At 44.1% G+C, this 19798-nt stretch carries 14 protein-coding genes and 1 rRNA gene; 8 read left to right on the top strand and 7 right to left on the bottom strand.

The genetic code is table 11. The features are described 5' to 3' along the window. Positions 1 to 530: 530 nt before the first annotated feature. From rpoB to H6G92_RS25690, 3 genes are all read left to right on the top strand, one after another. Positions 531 to 3830, top strand: a complete 3300-nt coding sequence (gene rpoB / locus H6G92_RS25700; protein ID WP_190897106.1) for a DNA-directed RNA polymerase subunit beta — start codon at positions 531 to 533, stop codon at positions 3828 to 3830. Between the two features lie 129 nt (positions 3831 to 3959). Then, a complete protein-coding gene (locus H6G92_RS41230; RefSeq protein ID WP_118169620.1) occupies positions 3960 to 5837 on the top strand; it encodes a DNA-directed RNA polymerase subunit gamma in 1878 nt (625 codons plus the stop codon). 90 nt (positions 5838 to 5927) lie between these two features. Beyond that, the gene (locus tag H6G92_RS25690; RefSeq protein WP_190897104.1) at positions 5928 to 9977 is read left to right on the top strand and encodes a DNA-directed RNA polymerase subunit beta''; all 4050 of its coding nucleotides are present in this window, start codon (positions 5928 to 5930) and stop codon (positions 9975 to 9977) included. A gap of 146 nt (positions 9978 to 10123) precedes the next feature. Here the strand turns inward: H6G92_RS25690 and H6G92_RS25685 are convergent, their stop codons facing one another. Then, positions 10124 to 10678: a Uma2 family endonuclease gene (locus tag H6G92_RS25685; RefSeq protein WP_190897102.1), complete on the bottom strand. Its 555-nt coding sequence runs from the start codon at positions 10676 to 10678 to the stop codon at positions 10124 to 10126. A 322-nt stretch (positions 10679 to 11000) separates the two neighbouring features. Here H6G92_RS25685 and H6G92_RS25680 point away from each other — a divergent pair, with 322 nt between their 5' ends. Beyond that, positions 11001 to 12335, top strand: a complete 1335-nt coding sequence (locus H6G92_RS25680) for a hypothetical protein (RefSeq protein ID WP_190897100.1) — start codon at positions 11001 to 11003, stop codon at positions 12333 to 12335. Between the two features lie 150 nt (positions 12336 to 12485). On the opposite strand, the gene H6G92_RS25675 is transcribed toward H6G92_RS25680, so the two are convergent. From H6G92_RS25675 to H6G92_RS25665, 3 genes are all read right to left on the bottom strand, one after another. Then, positions 12486 to 12923 (bottom strand): response regulator, encoded by a 438-nt coding sequence (locus tag H6G92_RS25675; RefSeq protein WP_190897098.1) that lies wholly within the window; start codon positions 12921 to 12923, stop codon positions 12486 to 12488. 230 nt (positions 12924 to 13153) lie between these two features. Beyond that, on the bottom strand, positions 13154 to 14542 hold the full coding sequence (locus tag H6G92_RS25670) for a DUF3370 domain-containing protein (protein ID WP_190897178.1): 1389 nt from the start codon (positions 14540 to 14542) through the stop codon (positions 13154 to 13156). A gap of 31 nt (positions 14543 to 14573) precedes the next feature. Beyond that, positions 14574 to 14816, bottom strand: coding sequence for a hypothetical protein (locus H6G92_RS25665; protein WP_190897096.1), 243 nt, complete (start codon positions 14814 to 14816; stop codon positions 14574 to 14576). Between the two features lie 483 nt (positions 14817 to 15299). On the opposite strand from H6G92_RS25665, the gene hisH reads away from it, so the two are divergent. Together hisH and rsmD are read left to right on the top strand one after the other, a co-directional pair. Continuing rightward, on the top strand, positions 15300 to 15935 hold the full coding sequence (gene hisH / locus H6G92_RS25660; RefSeq protein ID WP_190897094.1) for an imidazole glycerol phosphate synthase subunit HisH: 636 nt from the start codon (positions 15300 to 15302) through the stop codon (positions 15933 to 15935). 94 nt (positions 15936 to 16029) lie between these two features. Next, entirely contained in the window at positions 16030 to 16575 is a 546-nt protein-coding gene (gene rsmD, locus H6G92_RS25655) for a 16S rRNA (guanine(966)-N(2))-methyltransferase RsmD (RefSeq protein ID WP_190897092.1), read from the top strand. Between the two features lie 113 nt (positions 16576 to 16688). Here the strand turns inward: rsmD and petG are convergent, their stop codons facing one another. Further along, complete coding sequence (gene petG / locus H6G92_RS39715; RefSeq protein ID WP_063721252.1) at positions 16689 to 16802, bottom strand: cytochrome b6-f complex subunit V; 114 nt, start codon at positions 16800 to 16802, stop codon at positions 16689 to 16691. Between the two features lie 210 nt (positions 16803 to 17012). On the opposite strand from petG, the gene H6G92_RS25645 reads away from it, so the two are divergent. Both H6G92_RS25645 and H6G92_RS25640 read left to right on the top strand, forming a co-directional pair. Continuing rightward, positions 17013 to 17387 (top strand): c-type cytochrome, encoded by a 375-nt coding sequence (locus H6G92_RS25645; protein WP_190897090.1) that lies wholly within the window; start codon positions 17013 to 17015, stop codon positions 17385 to 17387. 917 nt (positions 17388 to 18304) lie between these two features. Then, positions 18305 to 19078: a peptidylprolyl isomerase gene (locus H6G92_RS25640; RefSeq protein WP_190897088.1), complete on the top strand. Its 774-nt coding sequence runs from the start codon at positions 18305 to 18307 to the stop codon at positions 19076 to 19078. Between the two features lie 138 nt (positions 19079 to 19216). Here the strand turns inward: H6G92_RS25640 and H6G92_RS25635 are convergent, their stop codons facing one another. Continuing rightward, positions 19217 to 19480, bottom strand: coding sequence for a helix-turn-helix domain-containing protein (locus H6G92_RS25635; protein WP_190897086.1), 264 nt, complete (start codon positions 19478 to 19480; stop codon positions 19217 to 19219). Between the two features lie 215 nt (positions 19481 to 19695). After that, positions 19696 to 19798 (bottom strand): 5S ribosomal RNA (rrf, locus tag H6G92_RS41375); the annotation flags it as partial.

The following is a 19798-nucleotide window of genomic DNA, read 5'->3' as shown; positions in this document are numbered from 1 at the left end:
AACCCAGGTTGAGCTAGACTTTTGCACAACACCGGCTTGGTGTTTATTGAACCTATTCAAAATCGTTAAACGAAATTGCCTTGTGAGTACAATCCAGCAAAATGAAGTGATTCTGATTCAAAGCCGACAAGGTGCGGATCATTCCCTCAGTCTTAGGATATCTAGAATATCACTGAGAGTATAAATAGCGGGGTGGATTTAAGACACACCGTCTAGAGCTGCGTCAGCAAATTAACGCGCTTTTTGGAGGGGAAATGAAGAAAGTAGATAAAACTCAGGAATATCTCAACTGTATATTCTTCTTAAATCAAGACTATAGTGGGTTTTTGGCGTCTGAGTCCCCGATCGCGGGTGATTACCCCTTTGTCCAAATTGCTCATTCCAGCTTTAATCGCTGCGTTTGCCCACACCTGTAAATAGCAAGTGTGTAAGAAGAAGTTCCCAAACAGCTAAGGACACTGGCTAGCAGTGGGAAGCATCAAACAGCAGTGTCCAAGGGAAAATTTTACCAGGTTGACAAAGGAAGAGGCATGACTAAAGAAACATACATGGAACCCGCCTTTCTGTTGCCCGACTTAATTGAAATCCAGCGATCAAGCTTTCGTTGGTTCTTGGAAGAAGGGCTGATAGAAGAACTTAACTCCTTTAGTCCTATTACAGATTATACGGGCAAATTAGAACTGCATTTTTTGGGTCATAACTACAAACTCAAGGAGCCAAAGTACAGCGTCGAAGAAGCCAAACGGCGGGATAGCACTTATGCCGTTCAAATGTATGTTCCCACACGGTTGATTAATAAGGAAACCGGGGAAATCAAAGAGCAAGAGGTATTCATTGGAGATTTGCCTTTGATGACCGATCGCGGCACGTTTATTATTAACGGAGCCGAGCGGGTAATTGTCAACCAAATAGTGCGATCGCCAGGAGTCTACTACAAATCAGAAATTGACAAAAACGGGCGACGTACTTATTCAGCTAGCTTAATTCCCAACCGGGGAGCATGGCTGAAATTTGAAACAGACCGTAACGATTTGGTGTGGGTACGCATCGATAAAACCCGCAAACTCTCAGCGCAAGTACTACTAAAGGCTTTGGGTTTATCAGATAACGAAATCTTTGATGCCTTACGCCACCCCGAATATTTCCAGAAAACCATCGAAAAAGAAGGGCAGTTTTCTGAAGAAGAAGCCCTCATGGAGTTATATCGGAAACTGCGTCCTGGTGAACCACCCACAGTATTAGGTGGACAACAACTCCTAGATTCTCGTTTCTTTGACCCGAAACGTTATGACCTTGGTCGCGTTGGACGGTACAAACTTAACAAGAAATTGCGCCTTTCTGTTCCCGACACAATGCGCGTGTTGACTGCTGGCGATATCTTGGCAGCTGTAGATTACCTAATCAACCTAGAATATGACATTGGTAATATCGATGACATTGACCACTTAGGCAACCGTCGGGTGAGAAGCGTCGGAGAATTGCTGCAAAACCAAGTGCGGGTGGGCTTAAACCGTTTAGAGAGAATTATTCGGGAACGGATGACCGTATCCGATGCTGAAGTGCTAACCCCTGCTTCTTTGGTGAACCCCAAACCATTGGTAGCAGCAATTAAAGAATTCTTTGGTTCGAGCCAATTAAGTCAGTTCATGGATCAAACTAATCCCTTAGCAGAACTGACCCACAAACGCCGTCTAAGTGCCCTTGGCCCCGGTGGTTTAACCCGTGAACGCGCTGGTTTTGCCGTTCGGGATATTCACCCTAGCCACTATGGACGCATTTGCCCCATTGAGACACCAGAAGGCCCCAACGCCGGATTGATTGGCTCCTTAGCAACCCATGCACGGGTTAACCTGTATGGGTTCTTAGAAACACCATTTAGACCTGTAGAAAATGGGCGAGTCAGATTTGATCTGCCTCCAGCCTACATGACAGCCGATGAAGAAGACGATCTACGGGTTGCTCCGGGAGATATTCCTGTAGATGAAACCGGGCACATTATTGGGCCACTAGTGCCAGTCCGTTATCGTCAAGAATTTTCCACCACAACACCAGAACAGGTTGACTACGTAGCAGTATCTCCCGTACAGATTGTGTCGGTAGCAACCAGCATGATTCCCTTCTTGGAGCATGATGACGCTAACCGAGCGCTGATGGGATCGAACATGCAACGGCAAGCAGTCCCCCTGCTTAAGCCAGAGCGTCCTCTAGTGGGTACTGGTTTGGAAGCCCAAGGAGCAAGAGACTCCGGGATGGTGATTGTATCGCGTACCGATGGCGATGTCACTTATGTGGATGCTACAGAAATTCGCGTCCGTCCTAAACCTAATACCCCAGAAATTAAGTACACCCTTTCCAAGTACCAACGCTCCAACCAAGACACCTGTTTAAATCAGAAACCTCTCGTCCGTATTGGGGAACGGGTTGTTGCAGGTCAGGTATTGGCTGATGGCTCCTCCACCGAAGGCGGTGAATTGGCGCTAGGACAAAATATCGTTGTTGCCTATATGCCTTGGGAAGGCTACAACTACGAAGATGCGATTTTAATCTCTGAAAGACTGGTGCAGGATGATGTCTACACCTCAATTCACATTGAAAAATATGAAATTGAAGCTAGACAGACCAAACTGGGGCCAGAAGAAATCACCAGAGAAATTCCCAACGTCGGGGAAGATGCCTTGCGTCAGTTGGATGAACAGGGAATCATTCGCATTGGGGCGTGGGTAGAGGCTGGGGATATCTTGGTGGGTAAGGTAACACCCAAAGGTGAATCTGACCAACCGCCAGAAGAAAAACTGTTGCGGGCAATTTTCGGTGAAAAAGCGCGAGATGTGCGGGACAATTCCCTGCGAGTACCAAACGGTGAAAAAGGTCGCGTAGTTGATGTGCGCTTGTTTACTCGTGAACAAGGCGATGAACTGCCACCAGGAGCCAATATGGTAGTCCGGGTGTATGTCGCTCAAAAACGCAAAATCCAAGTTGGCGACAAAATGGCAGGACGCCACGGTAATAAAGGGATTATTTCTCGAATCTTACCAGCGGAAGATATGCCTTATTTGCCCGATGGTTCACCAGTGGACATTGTACTTAACCCCTTGGGTGTACCCAGCCGGATGAACGTCGGACAAGTATTTGAGTGCCTCTTGGGTTGGGCTGGTCAAACCTTGGGAGTGCGATTTAAGATTACTCCTTTTGATGAAATGTACGGTGAAGAGTCATCTCGCCGAATCGTGCATGGCAAATTGCAAGAAGCACGAGACGAAACAGGGAAAGACTGGGTATATAACCCAGATAACCCAGGCAAAATCATGGTGTATGACGGTCGTACAGGCGAACCCTTTGACCGAGCAATTACCATCGGTGTGGCTTACATGCTGAAGCTGGTGCATTTGGTGGACGATAAGATCCACGCCCGTTCCACAGGCCCATACTCACTGGTGACTCAGCAACCCTTGGGTGGTAAAGCACAACAAGGTGGTCAGCGGTTTGGAGAAATGGAAGTCTGGGCATTGGAAGCCTTTGGTGCCGCTTACACCTTACAGGAATTGCTCACAGTTAAATCTGACGATATGCAAGGACGGAATGAAGCGTTAAATGCGATCGTTAAAGGTAAGGCAATTCCTCGGCCTGGAACCCCAGAGTCCTTTAAGGTGCTAATGCGCGAGTTGCAATCATTGGGGTTAGACATTGCCGTACACAAGGTAGAAACCCAAGCAGACGGTAGTTCCCTAGATGTGGAAGTCGATTTGATGGCAGACCAATCAGCCCGTCGCACACCTCCTCGGCCAACATACGAATCTCTTTCCCGCGAATCGCTGGAAGAAGACGAGTAAATAATTCGTAATTGATAATTCGTAATTCGTAATTAATTCTTCAATTACGAATTACGAATTAGAAATTGTTAATTACGAATTAAAAATTGTTAATTACGAATTACGAATTACGAATTAGAAATTAGAAAGATGAGACCTGCCCAAACTAATCAGTTTGACTACGTAAAAATCGGCTTGGCTTCCCCTGAACGGATTCGGCAGTGGGGCGAGAGAACATTGCCCAATGGCCAAGTAGTCGGTGAAGTTACCAAGCCAGAAACGATTAATTACCGAACTCTCAAGCCAGAAATGGATGGCTTATTTTGTGAGCGCATCTTTGGCCCCGCGAAAGATTGGGAATGCCATTGTGGTAAGTATAAAAGAGTTCGTCACAGAGGGATTGTCTGTGAGCGCTGTGGAGTAGAAGTCACCGAGTCACGGGTGCGTCGTCACCGCATGGGCTATATTAAACTCGCCGCACCAGTAGCTCACGTTTGGTATCTCAAGGGTATTCCTAGCTATATTTCCATCCTGTTAGATATGCCCTTGCGGGATGTCGAGCAGATTGTCTATTTCAACTCTTATGTTGTCCTGAGTCCTGGTAATGCCGAAACTTTAACTTACAAACAACTACTGAGTGAAGACCAGTGGTTGGAAATAGAAGACCAAATTTATAGCGAAGATTCTGTACTGCAAGGCGTAGAGGTAGGTATTGGGGCTGAAGCGCTGTTGCGTTTGCTTGCCGATATCAATTTGGAACAAGAAGCGGAAAGCCTACGCGAAGAAATTGGCAACGCCAAGGGACAAAAGAGAGCCAAGCTAATTAAGCGACTGCGGGTAATTGACAACTTCATCGCTACTGGTTCAAAACCAGAGTGGATGGTAATGGCAGTTATTCCCGTGATTCCGCCCGACTTGCGCCCAATGGTGCAACTAGATGGCGGACGGTTTGCCACCAGCGATTTGAATGATTTGTATCGGCGGGTAATTAACCGCAACAACCGTTTGGCACGCTTGCAAGAAATTTTGGCACCAGAGATTATTGTGCGGAACGAAAAGCGGATGCTGCAAGAAGCAGTGGATGCTTTGATTGACAATGGTCGTCGGGGACGCACTGTGGTAGGGGCAAATAACCGACCACTGAAATCTTTGTCCGACATTATTGAAGGTAAACAAGGACGTTTCCGACAAAACTTGTTAGGTAAACGAGTTGACTACTCTGGACGTTCGGTTATTGTGGTCGGGCCAAAGCTGAAAATTCACCAGTGCGGTTTGCCTAGAGAAATGGCGATTGAGCTATTTCAACCATTTGTGATTAACCGCTTGATTCGTAGCGGCATGGTAAATAACATCAAAGCTGCGAAAAAGCTGATATCCCGCAACGATCCCAGTGTTTGGGATGTGCTGGAAGAGGTGATTGAAGGACACCCTGTAATGCTAAACCGGGCACCAACATTGCACCGCTTGGGTATTCAGTCTTTTGAACCAATTTTGGTAGAAGGTAGAGCGATTCAACTGCATCCTCTGGTGTGTCCAGCGTTTAACGCCGACTTTGACGGCGACCAAATGGCGGTACACGTCCCTCTCTCGTTAGAAAGTCAGGCTGAAGCGCGGTTGTTGATGTTGGCTTCTAACAATATTTTGTCACCAGCCACGGGTAGACCGATCATCACGCCTAGCCAAGATATGGTGTTGGGAGCCTATTATTTAACAGCAGAAAATCCCGGTGCGACAAAAGGAGCAGGAAATTACTTTTCTTCGCTAGAGGATGTAATTATGGCTTTCCAGCAAGATCAAATTGACTTGCACGCCTATATCTATGTGCGGTTTGACGGTGAAATAGAATCAGACCAACCGGATACAGAACCCGTGAAAGTGACGGAAAACGAGGATGGTACCCGCACATTGCTCTATAAGTTCCGTCGAGTCAGACAAGACGCTAAAGGCAATGTCCTTTCTCAGTATATATATACAACTCCTGGCCGCGTTATTTATAACAATGCCATTCAGGAAGCACTTGCAAGCTAAAAGTGAGGGGTGAAAAGTTAGGAGTTAGGAGTTTGTAATTAATAACTCCTAACTTCTAACTCCTAACTATTAATTTAGGACTAATGACTAATGACTAACGAAAAAATGATTTTTCGCAATCGGGTGGTTGATAAAGGTCAACTGAGAAATTTAATTTCTTGGGCCTTTACGCATTATGGTACGGCACGAACCGCAGTGATGGCGGACAAACTGAAAGATTTGGGATTTCGTTACGCTACCAAAGCCGGGGTTTCCATCAGTGTAGATGACTTGATGATACCACCAACTAAGCGATTGCTCTTAGAAGCAGCCGAGGAAGAAATTCGCGCTACTGAAACCCGTTATCAACGGGGAGAAATCACTGAAGTAGAACGCTTCCAAAAGGTAATCGATACCTGGAATGGTACTAGTGAAGCCTTGAAAGATGAAGTAGTCGTCCACTTCAAGAAGACTAATCCCCTGAACTCCGTATATATGATGGCATTCTCCGGGGCACGGGGTAACATCTCTCAAGTGCGGCAATTGGTAGGGATGCGGGGACTGATGGCAGATCCTCAAGGGGAAATTATCGATTTACCCATCAAAACCAACTTCCGTGAAGGACTGACTGTGACGGAATACATTATTTCGTCTTACGGTGCCAGAAAAGGATTGGTGGATACTGCCTTGCGGACGGCTGACTCTGGTTATCTTACCCGCCGTTTGGTGGACGTATCCCAGGATGTGATTATTCGGGAATTTGACTGCGGTACCACCAGAGGAATTCCCATTCGACCAATGACAGAAGGTGCTAAAACCTTGATCCCTCTAGGAACCCGCTTGATGGGACGGGTAATTGGCGAAGATGTGCTGCATCCAGTGACAAAAGAAGTAATTGCACCACGCAATACTCCAGTTACTGAGGACTTAGCGAAGAAAATCGAAAAATCTGGGGTGGCAGAAGTTATGCTGCGATCGCCCCTAACTTGTGAAGCTGCACGTTCTGTCTGTCAACACTGCTACGGCTGGAGTTTGGCCCACGCCAAGATGGTAGACTTGGGCGAAGCTGTGGGGATTATTGCCGCCCAAAGTATTGGCGAACCTGGTACCCAGCTAACCATGCGGACATTCCACACAGGTGGGGTGTTTACTGGGGAAGTGGCGCAACAAGTTCGTTCTAAAATCGATGGAACTGTTAAGCTTCCCCGCAAACTGAAGACCAGAACATATCGTACCCGCCACGGGGAAGATGCCCTCTATGTTGAGGCTAATGGCATCATGCTTTTGGAGCCAACAAAAGTAGGTGATGTTACCCCAGAGAACCAAGAGGTTCATCTGACCCAAGGTTCAACACTATATGTATTTGATGGAAATAAGGTAAAACAAGGTCAGTTGTTGGCAGAAGTTGCCCTTGGTGGACGCACAACTCGGACTAATACAGAAAAAGCAGTTAAAGATGTAGCCTCTGACTTAGCAGGGGAAGTGCAATTTGCCGAAGTAGTCCCAGAACAAAAAACTGACCGTCAAGGTAATACCACAACCACAGCCGCACGCGGTGGTTTGATTTGGATTTTGTCTGGGGAAGTTTATAACTTGCCACCTGGTGCAGAATTGGTGGTCAAAAATGGTGATGCGATCGCCTCTAATGGAGTTTTAGCAGAAACCAAGTTAAGCAGTTTGCACGGCGGTGTCGTGCGCTTGCCAGAAGCTACCCCTGGTAAGAGTACCAGGGAAATTGAGATTATCACCGCTTCTGTGGTTTTAGACCAGGCAACGGTGACAGTCCAAAGTTCTCAAGGTCGCAATAACTACTTAGTCTCCACTGGCAATAGCCAAGTATTTAACCTCCGGGCTACACCAGGCACAAAAGTGCAAAATGGTCAAGTGGTAGCTGAGTTAATTGATGACCGCTATCGCACAACCACTGGTGGTTTCCTGAAATTCGCGGGTGTAGAAGTCCAGAAAAAAGGCAAAGCCAAGCTGGGTTATGAAGTCGTGCAGGGTGGTACCCTTTTGTGGATTCCCGAAGAAAGCCACGAAGTTAATAAAGATATCTCCTTGCTGTTGGTAGAAGACGGTCAGTTTGTGGAAGCTGGCACCGAGGTAGTAAAAGATATCTTCTGCCAAAACAGCGGTGTGGTAGAAGTCACCCAGAAAAACGACATCCTGCGGGAAGTTGTGGTGAAGCCAGGGGAACTGCTGATGGTGGACGATCCAGAATCAGTTATCGGGCGAGATAACACCTTCATCCAACCAGGTGAGGAATTTCAAGGCAACGTCGCCACAGAATTGCGCTATATCCAGTATGTAGAGACACCAGAAGGCCCCGCCCTGTTGAGCCGTCCAGTAGTTGAGTTTGCCGTCCCTGATAATCCAGATGTGCCATCAACGACATCGGTAAGTCAACAAACCGGGCGATCGATTCAGTTGCGGGCTGTGCAGCGACTACCTTACAAAGATTCGGAACGCGTCAAATCTGTTGAAGGCGTGGAACTGCTGCGAACCCAGCTAGTGCTAGAAATTGAGCAAGAAGGCGAACAAGACCACAATGCTTCGCCTTTAGCAGCAGATATTGAATTGGTACAGGATACTGAAGACCCAGAAGTTCAGCGCTTGCAGCTAGTGATTTTGGAGTCCTTGGTAATTCGTCGAGACATTACTGCTGATGCCACCCAAGGTAGCACCCAGACAACACTTGAGGTACAAGATGGGCTTTCCATCGCCCCTGGATCTGTGGTAGCACGTACCCAAATCTTGTGTAAAGAAGGCGGGATAGTGCGGGGCGTCCGAAAAGGAACCGAAAATGTGCGTCGCTGCTTGGTCTTGCGCGATGCTGACAGGCTTACCATTAATACTAGTACTCAGCCAAAGGTGAAAGTGGGTGACTTGCTAGTAGAAGGTACAGAAGTTGCTCCTGGAGTTTTTGCCCCAGAATCAGGGCAAGTAGAAGATATCAAAAGTGCAGCTGCTGCATCAGCTGGGGAATCCGCTCTGAGTAATAAAAACTACGTTATTACTACCCGCATTGGTCGCCCCTATCGAGTCAGCCCTGGTGCTGTGTTGCAGATAGAAGATGGCGATTTGGTACAACGGGGTGATAACTTGGTGTTGTTGGTGTTTGAACGCGCCAAAACTGGAGATATTATTCAAGGTTTGCCCCGGATTGAGGAACTGCTTGAAGCTCGTAAACCTAAAGAAGCGTGCATTTTATGTCGCCGAGCGGGTGAAGTTAAGGTAGTTTACGCTGAAAGTGGTGATGAAGCGATCGCTATCAAGGTCGTAGAATCAAATGGCGTGGTAACTGATTATCCTCTAGGCCCAGGACAAAATTTGATAGTACCAGATGGAGCGACTGTGTTAGCAGGACAACCATTAACCGATGGTCCATCCAACCCCCACGAAATTTTGGAAATTTTCTTTAGCCTGGGTTCCGAAGATGGAATCTATGCTTGTGCTAGCCATGCTTTGCAGAAAGTACAGTCATTCTTGGTAAATGAAGTGCAAATGGTGTATCAATCTCAAGGGATTGATATTTCCGATAAGCATATTGAAGTCATTGTTCGCCAGATGACCAACAAAGTCAGAATTGATGATGGTGGTGACACCACCATGCTTCCTGGTGAATTGGTAGAACTGCGCCAAGTTGAGCAGGTGAACGAAGCTATGGCAATTACAGGCGGTGCGCGGGCACAGTATACTCCTGTATTGTTGGGTATTACCAAAGCATCGTTGAACACCGACAGCTTTATTTCCGCCGCATCCTTCCAAGAGACAACACGGGTACTTACCGAAGCAGCGATCGAAGGCAAATCTGACTGGCTGCGCGGCTTAAAGGAAAACGTGATTATCGGGCGATTGATTCCGGCTGGTACTGGCTACAATACTTATGATGAACCCGGTGCGATCGATGATTATGCTGCTGAAATTACCAGTAGTGTCTTGGATGAAGTTGATGATCCCCTGGATATGGTCTTAGATGATCGTACAGCTCGCACCTATAATTTAGATTCTCCTACTCTTGGGGAATCTGGTTTTGGTAGCAGACGTGCAGAAAGGTCAGTTCTAGATGACGAAGATGAATTAATCGCCGATGAAGTAGCAGACGACGACGATTACGAGGAAGAAGAGGAAGACGAGGAAGATGATTTCGATGACGAGTAGAGACTCGAAATTTTCCGTCTCTATTAAAAGGTAAAAACCAAAAAGGCAAAAGAAAATCTTCTTTTGCCTTTTTATTTTGCTCTCTAAAAACACATTTTTAAATCCTCAAGATTCTGGTTCTGGCTTTCGAGCTAGTAGTCAGTCAATTACGGCGATTCAAAAGTAACATCCTCATAGAAATCTGCAACAGAACACCGAAAATCTACACTAGCCAGATGAATGATATCTTCTTGTCCATATGGATAAAGTACCCATCGTTTCTCTGGGTTACGGCGAAAACACTCAACATTTAACCGAGTTTGACTTACAAGTACATATTCCTGAAGTGACTCCATCTGTCGGTAGTCAGCAAATTTATCACCTCGATCAAAGGCTTCTGTTATCGGAGATAGCACCTCTACAATTAAGCAGGGGTAACGTAGAAAGTTATCAAAAGCTCTATCTCGTTGGTCACAACTGACTATAATATCGGGGTAGTAATAGATGTTAATGGACTCAATATGTGCTTTGGTGTCTGAGATATAAGCCTGACAAGCACTCCCGCGCAAATGATTTCTCAACATTGAAGCAATATTAAGAGAAATAATGACATGAGCATTACTTGCCCCTGCCATTGCATAAACCTGTCCTTGTCTATATTCATGCTTGATAGGACTGGTTTCTTCTCCTTTTAGATAGTCTTCTGGAGATATAGGAATCATATTTGATTTCTGAAAAAATCTAAGTATTTGTAGGGTGTGTTAGGCGTAAGCCGTAACGCACCAAAGCCTTAAGAATGGTGCGTTACGCTGTCGCTAACGCACCCTACGTATCTTTTCAAAAATCAAATACTAGTCCTATATATAGCTAGAATTTGGAGTTGCAACCATCTGTAATAACCTTGTGTGATGCCTTGTATGTAGTTTAAGAGAAGCTTGACGGCTAAGTCCGCTAAGTACACGTCACCATAAATCTAGCAATAGCTAGATGCTGCAATTCTCTCAAGAGCTATAATCTACATCTGTTACACCGAGAGATTAACTTGTGGATGTCATATTAGAACGATCGCACCAATTAAAACAAGCCTTAGTTGATTTTGTTCTTGATGCTGAAGGCGAACTGGCACAAGCACTGGAAACTTATGCAGCCGCACAGTTGCGTCGTGGAAGTGGGGATAGTACACAGCAGGACTTAATCATCGATAGCTTTCTGACAACCGGAAAAGTTGGTGATAAGTCACCATTAGAGTTGTTTATTGAAAGCAATCCAGATTTAGACCAGAGCGATCGCAACCTGATCAACAGTTGGCATCATAGTTTTATTGGCTTATTTGCCATTACCAACATCTTACCTGATGGCTTTGAATTGACGAACTGGTTGACAGATAAACGCTACATCGTCAAGCCAAACAATACTCAAACATTACAGGCAATATCTCGATTGAAAGTCGGAGAAATCTTGCTCACTCGCATTTCTCCCGTTACCGATAGCTACTGGATGTTATCTGGCCCCTACACAATAATGGGTAAATTAGGTAAACCAAAACTTGCTGTAGCAATTGGTAATTTCAAAGAAAACTATAAAAGTAATCTTTACAGCGATGCTCCAGACTTGCTAGAAGAAGCTTGGCAGTCAGTAGAAAAATATCATCAGCAGTTTGTGGACTTTTTTGGTACTGATGAAATCACACTATCTGGATACCATTTGAATAAAAAAATAGCGGAATTTCAAGAAGTAATTACTGAAAAAACTTTTGCAGCCGCAGGAATTGATACTTCTAAATCTCTTGCTGAAGTGGCAGAAGCAGCTGGCATTGGCGACGAGGAAATAAAAGCCGCAGCAGAAGAGTTTGGTGCAGATTCCAACGTAGTCTCTGAAATTTTTAACAGCAAAGGCGGCAATAGCAAAATGGTGATGCCAAAGGTTGATTTGCCTGCTGAACTCAAAAAAGCAGAACAGGTAACGGCTCTTTCTCATCCCCGTTGGGGACAAATGTTTTTACCAACATATAGTAAGGTACAAGCAATCTTATCGGCAGAGGACTGGCAAAGTGTTCAAGGATCTGAAAAACTAGTTCGCTACTACCTTGAAGATAAAAGTATTAATGCCTTTATTTGGCATCGATTAGCGCAACAATATCCAACTCAATTAGAAAATGTGTTGCAAACATTTTTGCAACGTCCAGAGTTTAGGCTTGAAAGTGACTTGGATACACTTTTGCAAGAATTCTACAAACCTATTGAACCAGAGTTGCCAGACATTGCCAGTGTACCCATACATTTGCATAACTTATTTCAGGAAGCTTTAGGAGAAGTTAACAAATCGAAGCCCAAGGGTAAGGGGCAACAAAAGCCAGCAAAGGGTTTTCAACGAGGATAACAAATATATCCAACATCTCACTCTACCCACTTAGGGTTATATGGTTTCCAAAGTAGAGCCTTTTGTTGGAGCGTACAGTTAGCTGTACGCTCCAAGTGCCTATTGGGTAAAATCAGTGTCAAAAACGAGATGAAAACGGGATAGTTAGATTTAAACATCGATAGATAGCAAGTGAGCAATCTCACCTACGATTTCCTCTGGACTCTCAAGCTTGACTAGAAATCGATTAAAACCAGCATTCAAAGCCTTATAACTTGAAACCTCGCGTGTATAAGAAGTGATAGCGATCGCAGGCAACTGTCTTAGGGATTGACAAGAATGCACTCGAATTTGCTCAATTAACCAATTGCCATCATGATCGGGCAGCTTTACATTGCACAGCAGAATATCAGGATGAAGCGATTCTACTAAGGCAAGGGCTGCTTCTGCATCGGTTAAAGCCATCACCTCTGCACCTGCTGCTTCCAAAATGAAGATGAGTAAATCTGCAATATCTGGCTCATCCTCTACTAGTAAGATCAGTGTTCCAATAAGGTTCTGGAGCGAATTTAACTCAGTTTCTTGGTTGATTTTTTGATCGGTTGCCATGCCGTCCCTTTATTGCCTGCTATAGTCTGCTATTTCTATTGCAACCCATAGAGCGGAATAAGTATTCATCCTAAATACACAAACTCGGGGTGAAAAGCACTTCTATATAGTTAAATTTCTTAATATTTTGTCTATTTGGTGATGGCGTTTTTGTAGTACTCACGAACTTGACTAATATTTTTTGGTAATAGGTAATTGGAGAAAAGCTATTACCCATTACCCATGACTTATTATCGAGGTTCAGCTTGAGTTGACACTGTTAATACTTGCGGTGGTGTAGCATCCGGCGGATAGAGAAAGTCTACTTCTACCAAAGAGCGATCGCCTGCTTTCATATTTAATAAAACTAACGGTTGCCCTGGTTGACCTCTTTTTTGCACTAAATGCACAAATTGAGTTTGTGGCTGATTTTGGTCATTTTTGTAACGTACCCGTACTGTACCTCGGAAGAATACTTGACGGGCTGGTGTACTAAGAAAGCGTAACCCTGGTTTGACTAACTGATCCTCCTTTAGTGGTGTTTGTATTGATACACTAACAGTTTGAGGACTTTGAGTATTGTTGTATAGCGGCAACTTGAGATTATATTGAATTCCATAGTTGCCATGAGCGCGATATGCGGTATCAGGATAGCGCACCAGCATGGGTGCACTTTGAATTTGACCCGTTCCTAAGGTACCGCCATGCAGGGTACTCAGAGCGTAGGAAAGCACTTGGCCTGGCTGGGGAATAGTCAGATATCTAGCTTTAGGATTATCTACTAATAAGGCTCTCCATCGTGAGCCAGCAGCCACTCCAGCAACACGCCCATAAATTCTTGGCTTGTCAGTTTCCTCTAAGGGAGTGGGGGTTTTATCGCGTGGCCCAGACACATCACTATTATTGAGTAAATTTTGCCACTCTTCCAAAGTAGGCGATCGCTCACTGCCATCGGGATTCACACGCGCAAACATGGCTAGGCTGGCTGCATAGACAGTGCCATTACTTTGCAGTCGCATGAACGTAGACCGACCATTTAAGGGTGGTGTCAATCCCTGCACAGGAATTGGCAAATTTAGTAACATCCGACTTTGCCTTGGTGGAATCTCGATTTGGGCAGGGAAAATCTCTTGTCGCTGTCCTCTAAGCACATCAGACATAACGCGATCGCCTGGCCCGGCAAAAACTTTACCTAAAAGATTTTGGCTAAAGGATGGTAATTGAATAAATGGTGCATCCGGTTGACTCAAATAACTCGCCGCCTGCCAAATATTTACCTTCACTGGTTCAGAACCAGGGTTATGCAAAATTATCCCTAAATAGAGCGATGTCTCCGACGGGCTACGCCTACGCAAATTCTCTGGTGGTTCAGCCTTAGCAACGTGATGGGCAAAAATATCAAATCGTCCCCGAAAGGGAAAATTCAGATGCGCCGTTGGCACTTTTTTGTCATCTGGTGGAAAAGTGGAGAGTAAAATTCCTTCTTTCAACACCAATTCTGGACTATTGCTGTTAAAAGTTGGCACTGTATCCAAATGGCCTGGTAAAGGACGTACTTCTTGTAGTTGCACGAATTCTTCAGGTGGTGGTGTGGCAGGAGTTGATTGGGCAATTGGGAAAATTAGTAACAATGGCAACATATACTTAGATATTTCTTTCACCATACAGACATTAACAACTTGATAAAAGTGCCAATTTGTTAATAATTAATATGAAATCTGCAAGAATCCCCATCAAATTTTCTTGATTGAGAACCGAAACGTAGACAAATATACAACGTACCGTGAGTTTGTTTTGGCTTAAGTACTCTCTGCGAGACACTATGCGAACACAGACAAATTTACCGCAGTCGTGGCTAATCTCAATTGCCCCTGCTCCCACCACTAATTTTTCTAAATCAACTGCTCTCTGCAAAACAATTTCTCTACAGCTTAAGTAGAGCAGCGTAAATAATTCAAGGTTTGTAGTGAGAACTAAAGTCCTCAAATAAGAGCTGAAGCCCTGACTACAAAATAATTTTAATATTTTTTACATTACTTAATCTAATTTGATTTATTCGCGCCTACTTACTTAGCAATTGCTTCCACACTTAATTGTGTACGGCTTGCACCCATGCCACAACAGACGATGTAATCAGGTTTAATTGCATTGCATTGCATTGATTTTTTCATTACCTGAGTACTGGCAAGTTGCACATCTACGGGTAACTAGCGTAAAAAACTTAAGTCATCTGGTATCAGATCAAGTTTGGTAACTTCAAATAATAAATCATCAGAAGAATTCTACTGTTGATATTTTCGCCAATTGTCAAAAGAAATTAATAGAATTCTTTTCTTCATAACAAATATTATTTAGAATAGAAAAACCCTCCATAATAAATTTACAAGGAGCAGGTAAATGCCAGTAATTGCGGTCGTAGACTACGAGATGGGAAATTTGCATTCAGTCTGCAAAGGCTTGGAAAAAGCTGGGGCAACTCCTAATGTTACTTATTCACCAAAGGAATTAGAGCAGGCAGATGCAATAGTTCTGCCGGGAGTGGGAGCATTTGATCCAGCAGTGCAACACCTGCGAGCGCGTGGTTTGGAACAACCTATCAAAGAAGCGATCGCATCTGGTAAACCTTTCTTAGGAATTTGTCTAGGATTGCAAATTCTCTTTGAATCAAGTGCAGAAGGCACCCAACCAGGATTAGGAATTATTAAAGGAAAAGTGCGGCGGTTTCGTCCAGAACCTGACATTACTATTCCTCACATGGGTTGGAATCAACTGGAAATGACTCAGGCAAAAAGTATTTTGTGGGAGCATTTACCGTCCGATCCTTGGGTATATTTTGTCCATTCTTACTATGTTGATCCAATAGATCCGCAAATCCGTGCAGCAACCATCACTCACGGTACTCAAACCGTCACAGCTGCGATCGCCCATGAAAACCTGATGGCAGTGCAATTTCACCCCGAAAAATCCTCTAATATTGGATTGCAAATCCTGTCTAATTTTGTTGCTCAAGTCCGCGAAAAAATTCCTGCCTAATACTTTTTTTGTGATTTTTCTTTTGTTGTTTGTCCTTTTTCATTTGTTAATAAATGAAAATGGCTAATGACCAACGAATAACAACTAATCCATCATGAGCCTGAGGATTTACGGCAATCGCCAGCTAAAAACTTTACCAGGAAAAGAAACTAGGCCCACCAGTGCGCGGGTCAGGGAGGCAGTGTTTAATATTTGGCAGGGAGAAATTGCAGATTGTTACTGGCTAGATTTGTGCGCCGGTACTGGTTCAATGGGCGCAGAGGCTTTGTGTAGAGGAGCCAGCCTAGTAGTGGGAATTGAACAATCGAGCCGAGCCTGTGCCACCATCCAACAAAATTGGCAACAGGTAGCTAATGCAGAGCAAGAACTTCGGGTATTGCGGGGAGATATTGTCCAACAGTTAAAGAACTTATCAGGCAAGCAATTCAATAGAATTTACTTTGATCCACCTTATGCCAGTGGATTGTACCAGCCAGTATTAGAAGCGATCGCTCACTATCAACTTTTAGATACTAGCGGTGAAATCGCAGTTGAACACGCCTCACAAGGTTGGACACCACCAGAGATTCCCAATTTGGAAATTTGCCGCGAAAAAATTTACGGCAACACATCACTTACTTTCTACAGAATTGTGAAATGAGAAAAGAGGGGGCAGAAAAAGATCAGGGGGAGACAAAGGAGCAGGAGGAGAAAATTTTCCCTTGTCCCCCTCATCTCCCCACTCAAAACTCAACACTCAAAACTCAGCACTCCTTACCCTCCTAACTGATTGGGGCGCTTGTATTGCTTATAGGCAGCATAAAACAGTCCGGCGAGGGTGACGAAAACTAAACCAAGGACAATACCTGATAGCAGGGGTTCAACCACTGTAAATCTCCTCTTTGTATTTATTAAATATTCGTTGCCTGTTTTTGATTTTACCAAATTTGGTATGAATCCTGCGCTCTACAGCCTTTTTGGAGGGCAACTGCCCACAAGAAAATAGTCTTCTGTGCTTGCAGACACAATCAAGAACTTTTAAGCTATGTGTAGGAAATAAAAACTTTTTAGCACACCTAGACTTTCACAGCAAACCTTTTGGATAACCAGATTAGCAAACCTGAAATTTTGATTCAGCGGATCGTTTTATTGACGCTGGCTATACTGCTAGCAGTCCCTTTGGGCTTTTTTGGTGTTCAGTTGGTTCAAGCCTCCGATCCATACGTCAAGAGTGTTCTATCCTTAACAGGAAACTCAGTTCAAGGACACGCGATCTTTCAAATTAACTGTGCTGGTTGTCATGGCTTGGAAGCAGATGGGCGAGTAGGACCCAGTTTGCAAGCTGTCTCAAAGCACAAGTCTCGATATGGACTGATTCACCAAGTGATCAGTGGCGAAACGCCGCCAATGCCAAAATTTCAACCTAGCGCCCAAGAAATGGCGGATCTTTTGAATTATTTAGAGTCGTTGTAGACCTTAGATTTTTGGTTGCGGGATACATAAATCTCTCAGACAAAAAAGCAGCATATCCTATTTTGACTTTTTCCATCTCTAAGAGGTTGTTTGAAAAGTAGTTGGCTGTGATTTTAGGCACTTATTGATCCCCCCTAACCCCCCTTAAAAAGGCAGGGCTGATTCATTCGATCTCTTAGGGATTTTGTCAAGAGTATGAGTCAGAAATTTGCTTGAGTGGGAAAAAGAAAAACTACCACCCCAACCAGCATTCTTTAGTGCGTTCACCATTTTCTTGCCCAATCAGATTTTTTAGTCACCTGTTTTTTTTTGCTTGAAACGCTTGTAAATCAGCGCCTTTTAGGGAATGAAACAGCCTTGCCTTAAAAAGGGGGGAACCGGAATCAAAGTCCCCCAATTTATCGGGGGATTTAGGGGGATATAGAACGTTTTGTTACCATGAAGAGGACTTTTCAAACATCCTCTAAGAACTTTTAACAGAGGACGGGAATTTTTATAGATGTGCAAAGCAAGCGCGGTCTGTCAGCAGCAGTCCATATGCGGGGTGCACCTTCAGAATGAAACAAAGCTGAGTTAGAGCCAGCATTGCTGTTTAACTAAAAACTCCTTTGTTAGGAGAGGGTTATCTCAAAGCACCCTAGCTAAGTCTGATAACTTCATCTTCTAAGTTGCAGTGGCGACAAGTGTGATTAGTTTTTTGTCCTTGTCTTTACATCTGAATCGGATTTACGTATTATCTTTGATAAAAACTCATATAAACTGTATATTTTAAAGTATGTTAGTAAGTCACTATTTAATTATTGCGAAATTGAGGTACGCTAATCTCAATCGGTAGGATTAAGACAAAAGCTCCCAATGAATGGGCTATGGTTTAGCTTCTTTGACAGACCAGATATTCTTAAGATGCCCGAAAGCTAATGACTGAAGCCATCCAAATCGGTAATCGTACAATCACAGCTAGTGAACTGATTTCCTTACTGGCAAGTTACCAAATGCTGCCACAGTTGCAGCGCGAATTTATCATCGATGAGGCGATAGAGCAAAACTCACGCTCCGCGAAGGTAGCTATAGAGTGTACACCTGAGGAAGTAGCCCAAGCTAAACAGCAGTTTTACGCTGAAAAACAGTTCAAAAATCAAGAAGACGTCCAGGCTTGGATGGCACATCAAGGGCTGAATCCCGAACAACTAGAAGTTATTACCACTCGTAAGCTTAAAATTGAAAAATTCAAGCAAGCCACTTGGGGTAATAAACTGGAATCCTACTTTTTTCAGTCAAAGGCAAAACTGGACAAAGTAATTTATTCTCTGCTGCGAACCCAGGATGTGGGAATTGCCCAAGAACTTTACTTCCGGATTCAGGCAAAAGAAAACTCTTTTGCTGACTTAGCGCGAGAATACTCACTGGGGCCAGAAGCCCAAACTGGTGGCTTGGTAGGTCCAATTGAACTGAATGCACTACATCCAGTAATGGTGCAAATGCTTTCTAGCAGTCAACCAGGCCAAATATTGCCTCCTACCCGCATCGCTGAATGGTTTGTGATTTTGCGGCTGGAAAAATTTATCCCCGCACAACTGGATGAATTTATGAAAGCGCGGCTGCTGAATGAACTCTTTGAAACCTGGCTACAAGAACAGCAAAAGCAAATCATGTCTGAACCACAAGGCGAGGGGAGCATAGGAAGACAGTGAGAGGGCGATAAACCTTTAACCTAACCCTCTTCTGTAACTTTCCGGAGTCAGCAAGTAATAATTAAGTGAAATTATCCAGAAGCGTAATAGAGTTTAAACCCACATTCCACCCCCTAACTGTCACAAGTACATTAGTACTTAACAAATTTGTAGTAAATCAAATTCATAGCCTAACTCCCTTGGATGTTTATCTACTGTTTCTAATAACTTATCTATATAAACTTGGTTAGCTTTTCTATATTCTCTTTTTATTCTTCCGTCTTCTAAGCTTTCTATCGTATTTGGATCTCCATACACGCACCAATATGCTACTGTTCGACGATAGAAACCAATTATTAGCGCTATCTCTTCTTGCGTTCTCCCTTCATTCATCAATAATAGTATCAAAGCTCGCTCTCTCATTTCAACAGTGATCGCTTTGTTTTAACAACTGTTGTATGATGTTATTTTTGTTCTAAGCTTAGAAAGCCAATAGCCGGCATAACAATCTGTACCCGAAGTTATATTCATCTTTCTTATATGCAAATTGTAGGCGCAACAGCTTACCCCAAAGTATTGAGGGGATAGAACAAAAGCCTCCTCAAGAAATCATGAGGGGGCTTTGATAGAAAAATGAATCCTGGCATCGAGCTATTTTTGCGTAGGGCTACCCCTAAACTATCGTGGCCGCAGCAGCGTTTCACCTCTGAGTTCGGGAAGGGTTCAGTGTGGTTCCACCGC

This window comes from Nostoc foliaceum FACHB-393, assembly GCF_014698505.1.
Taxonomy (GTDB): Bacteria; Cyanobacteriota; Cyanobacteriia; order Cyanobacteriales; family Nostocaceae; genus Nostoc; species Nostoc foliaceum_A.
The sequence above is the reverse complement of the archived record's forward strand: the minus strand, read 5'-3'. Positions and strand labels throughout refer to the sequence as shown.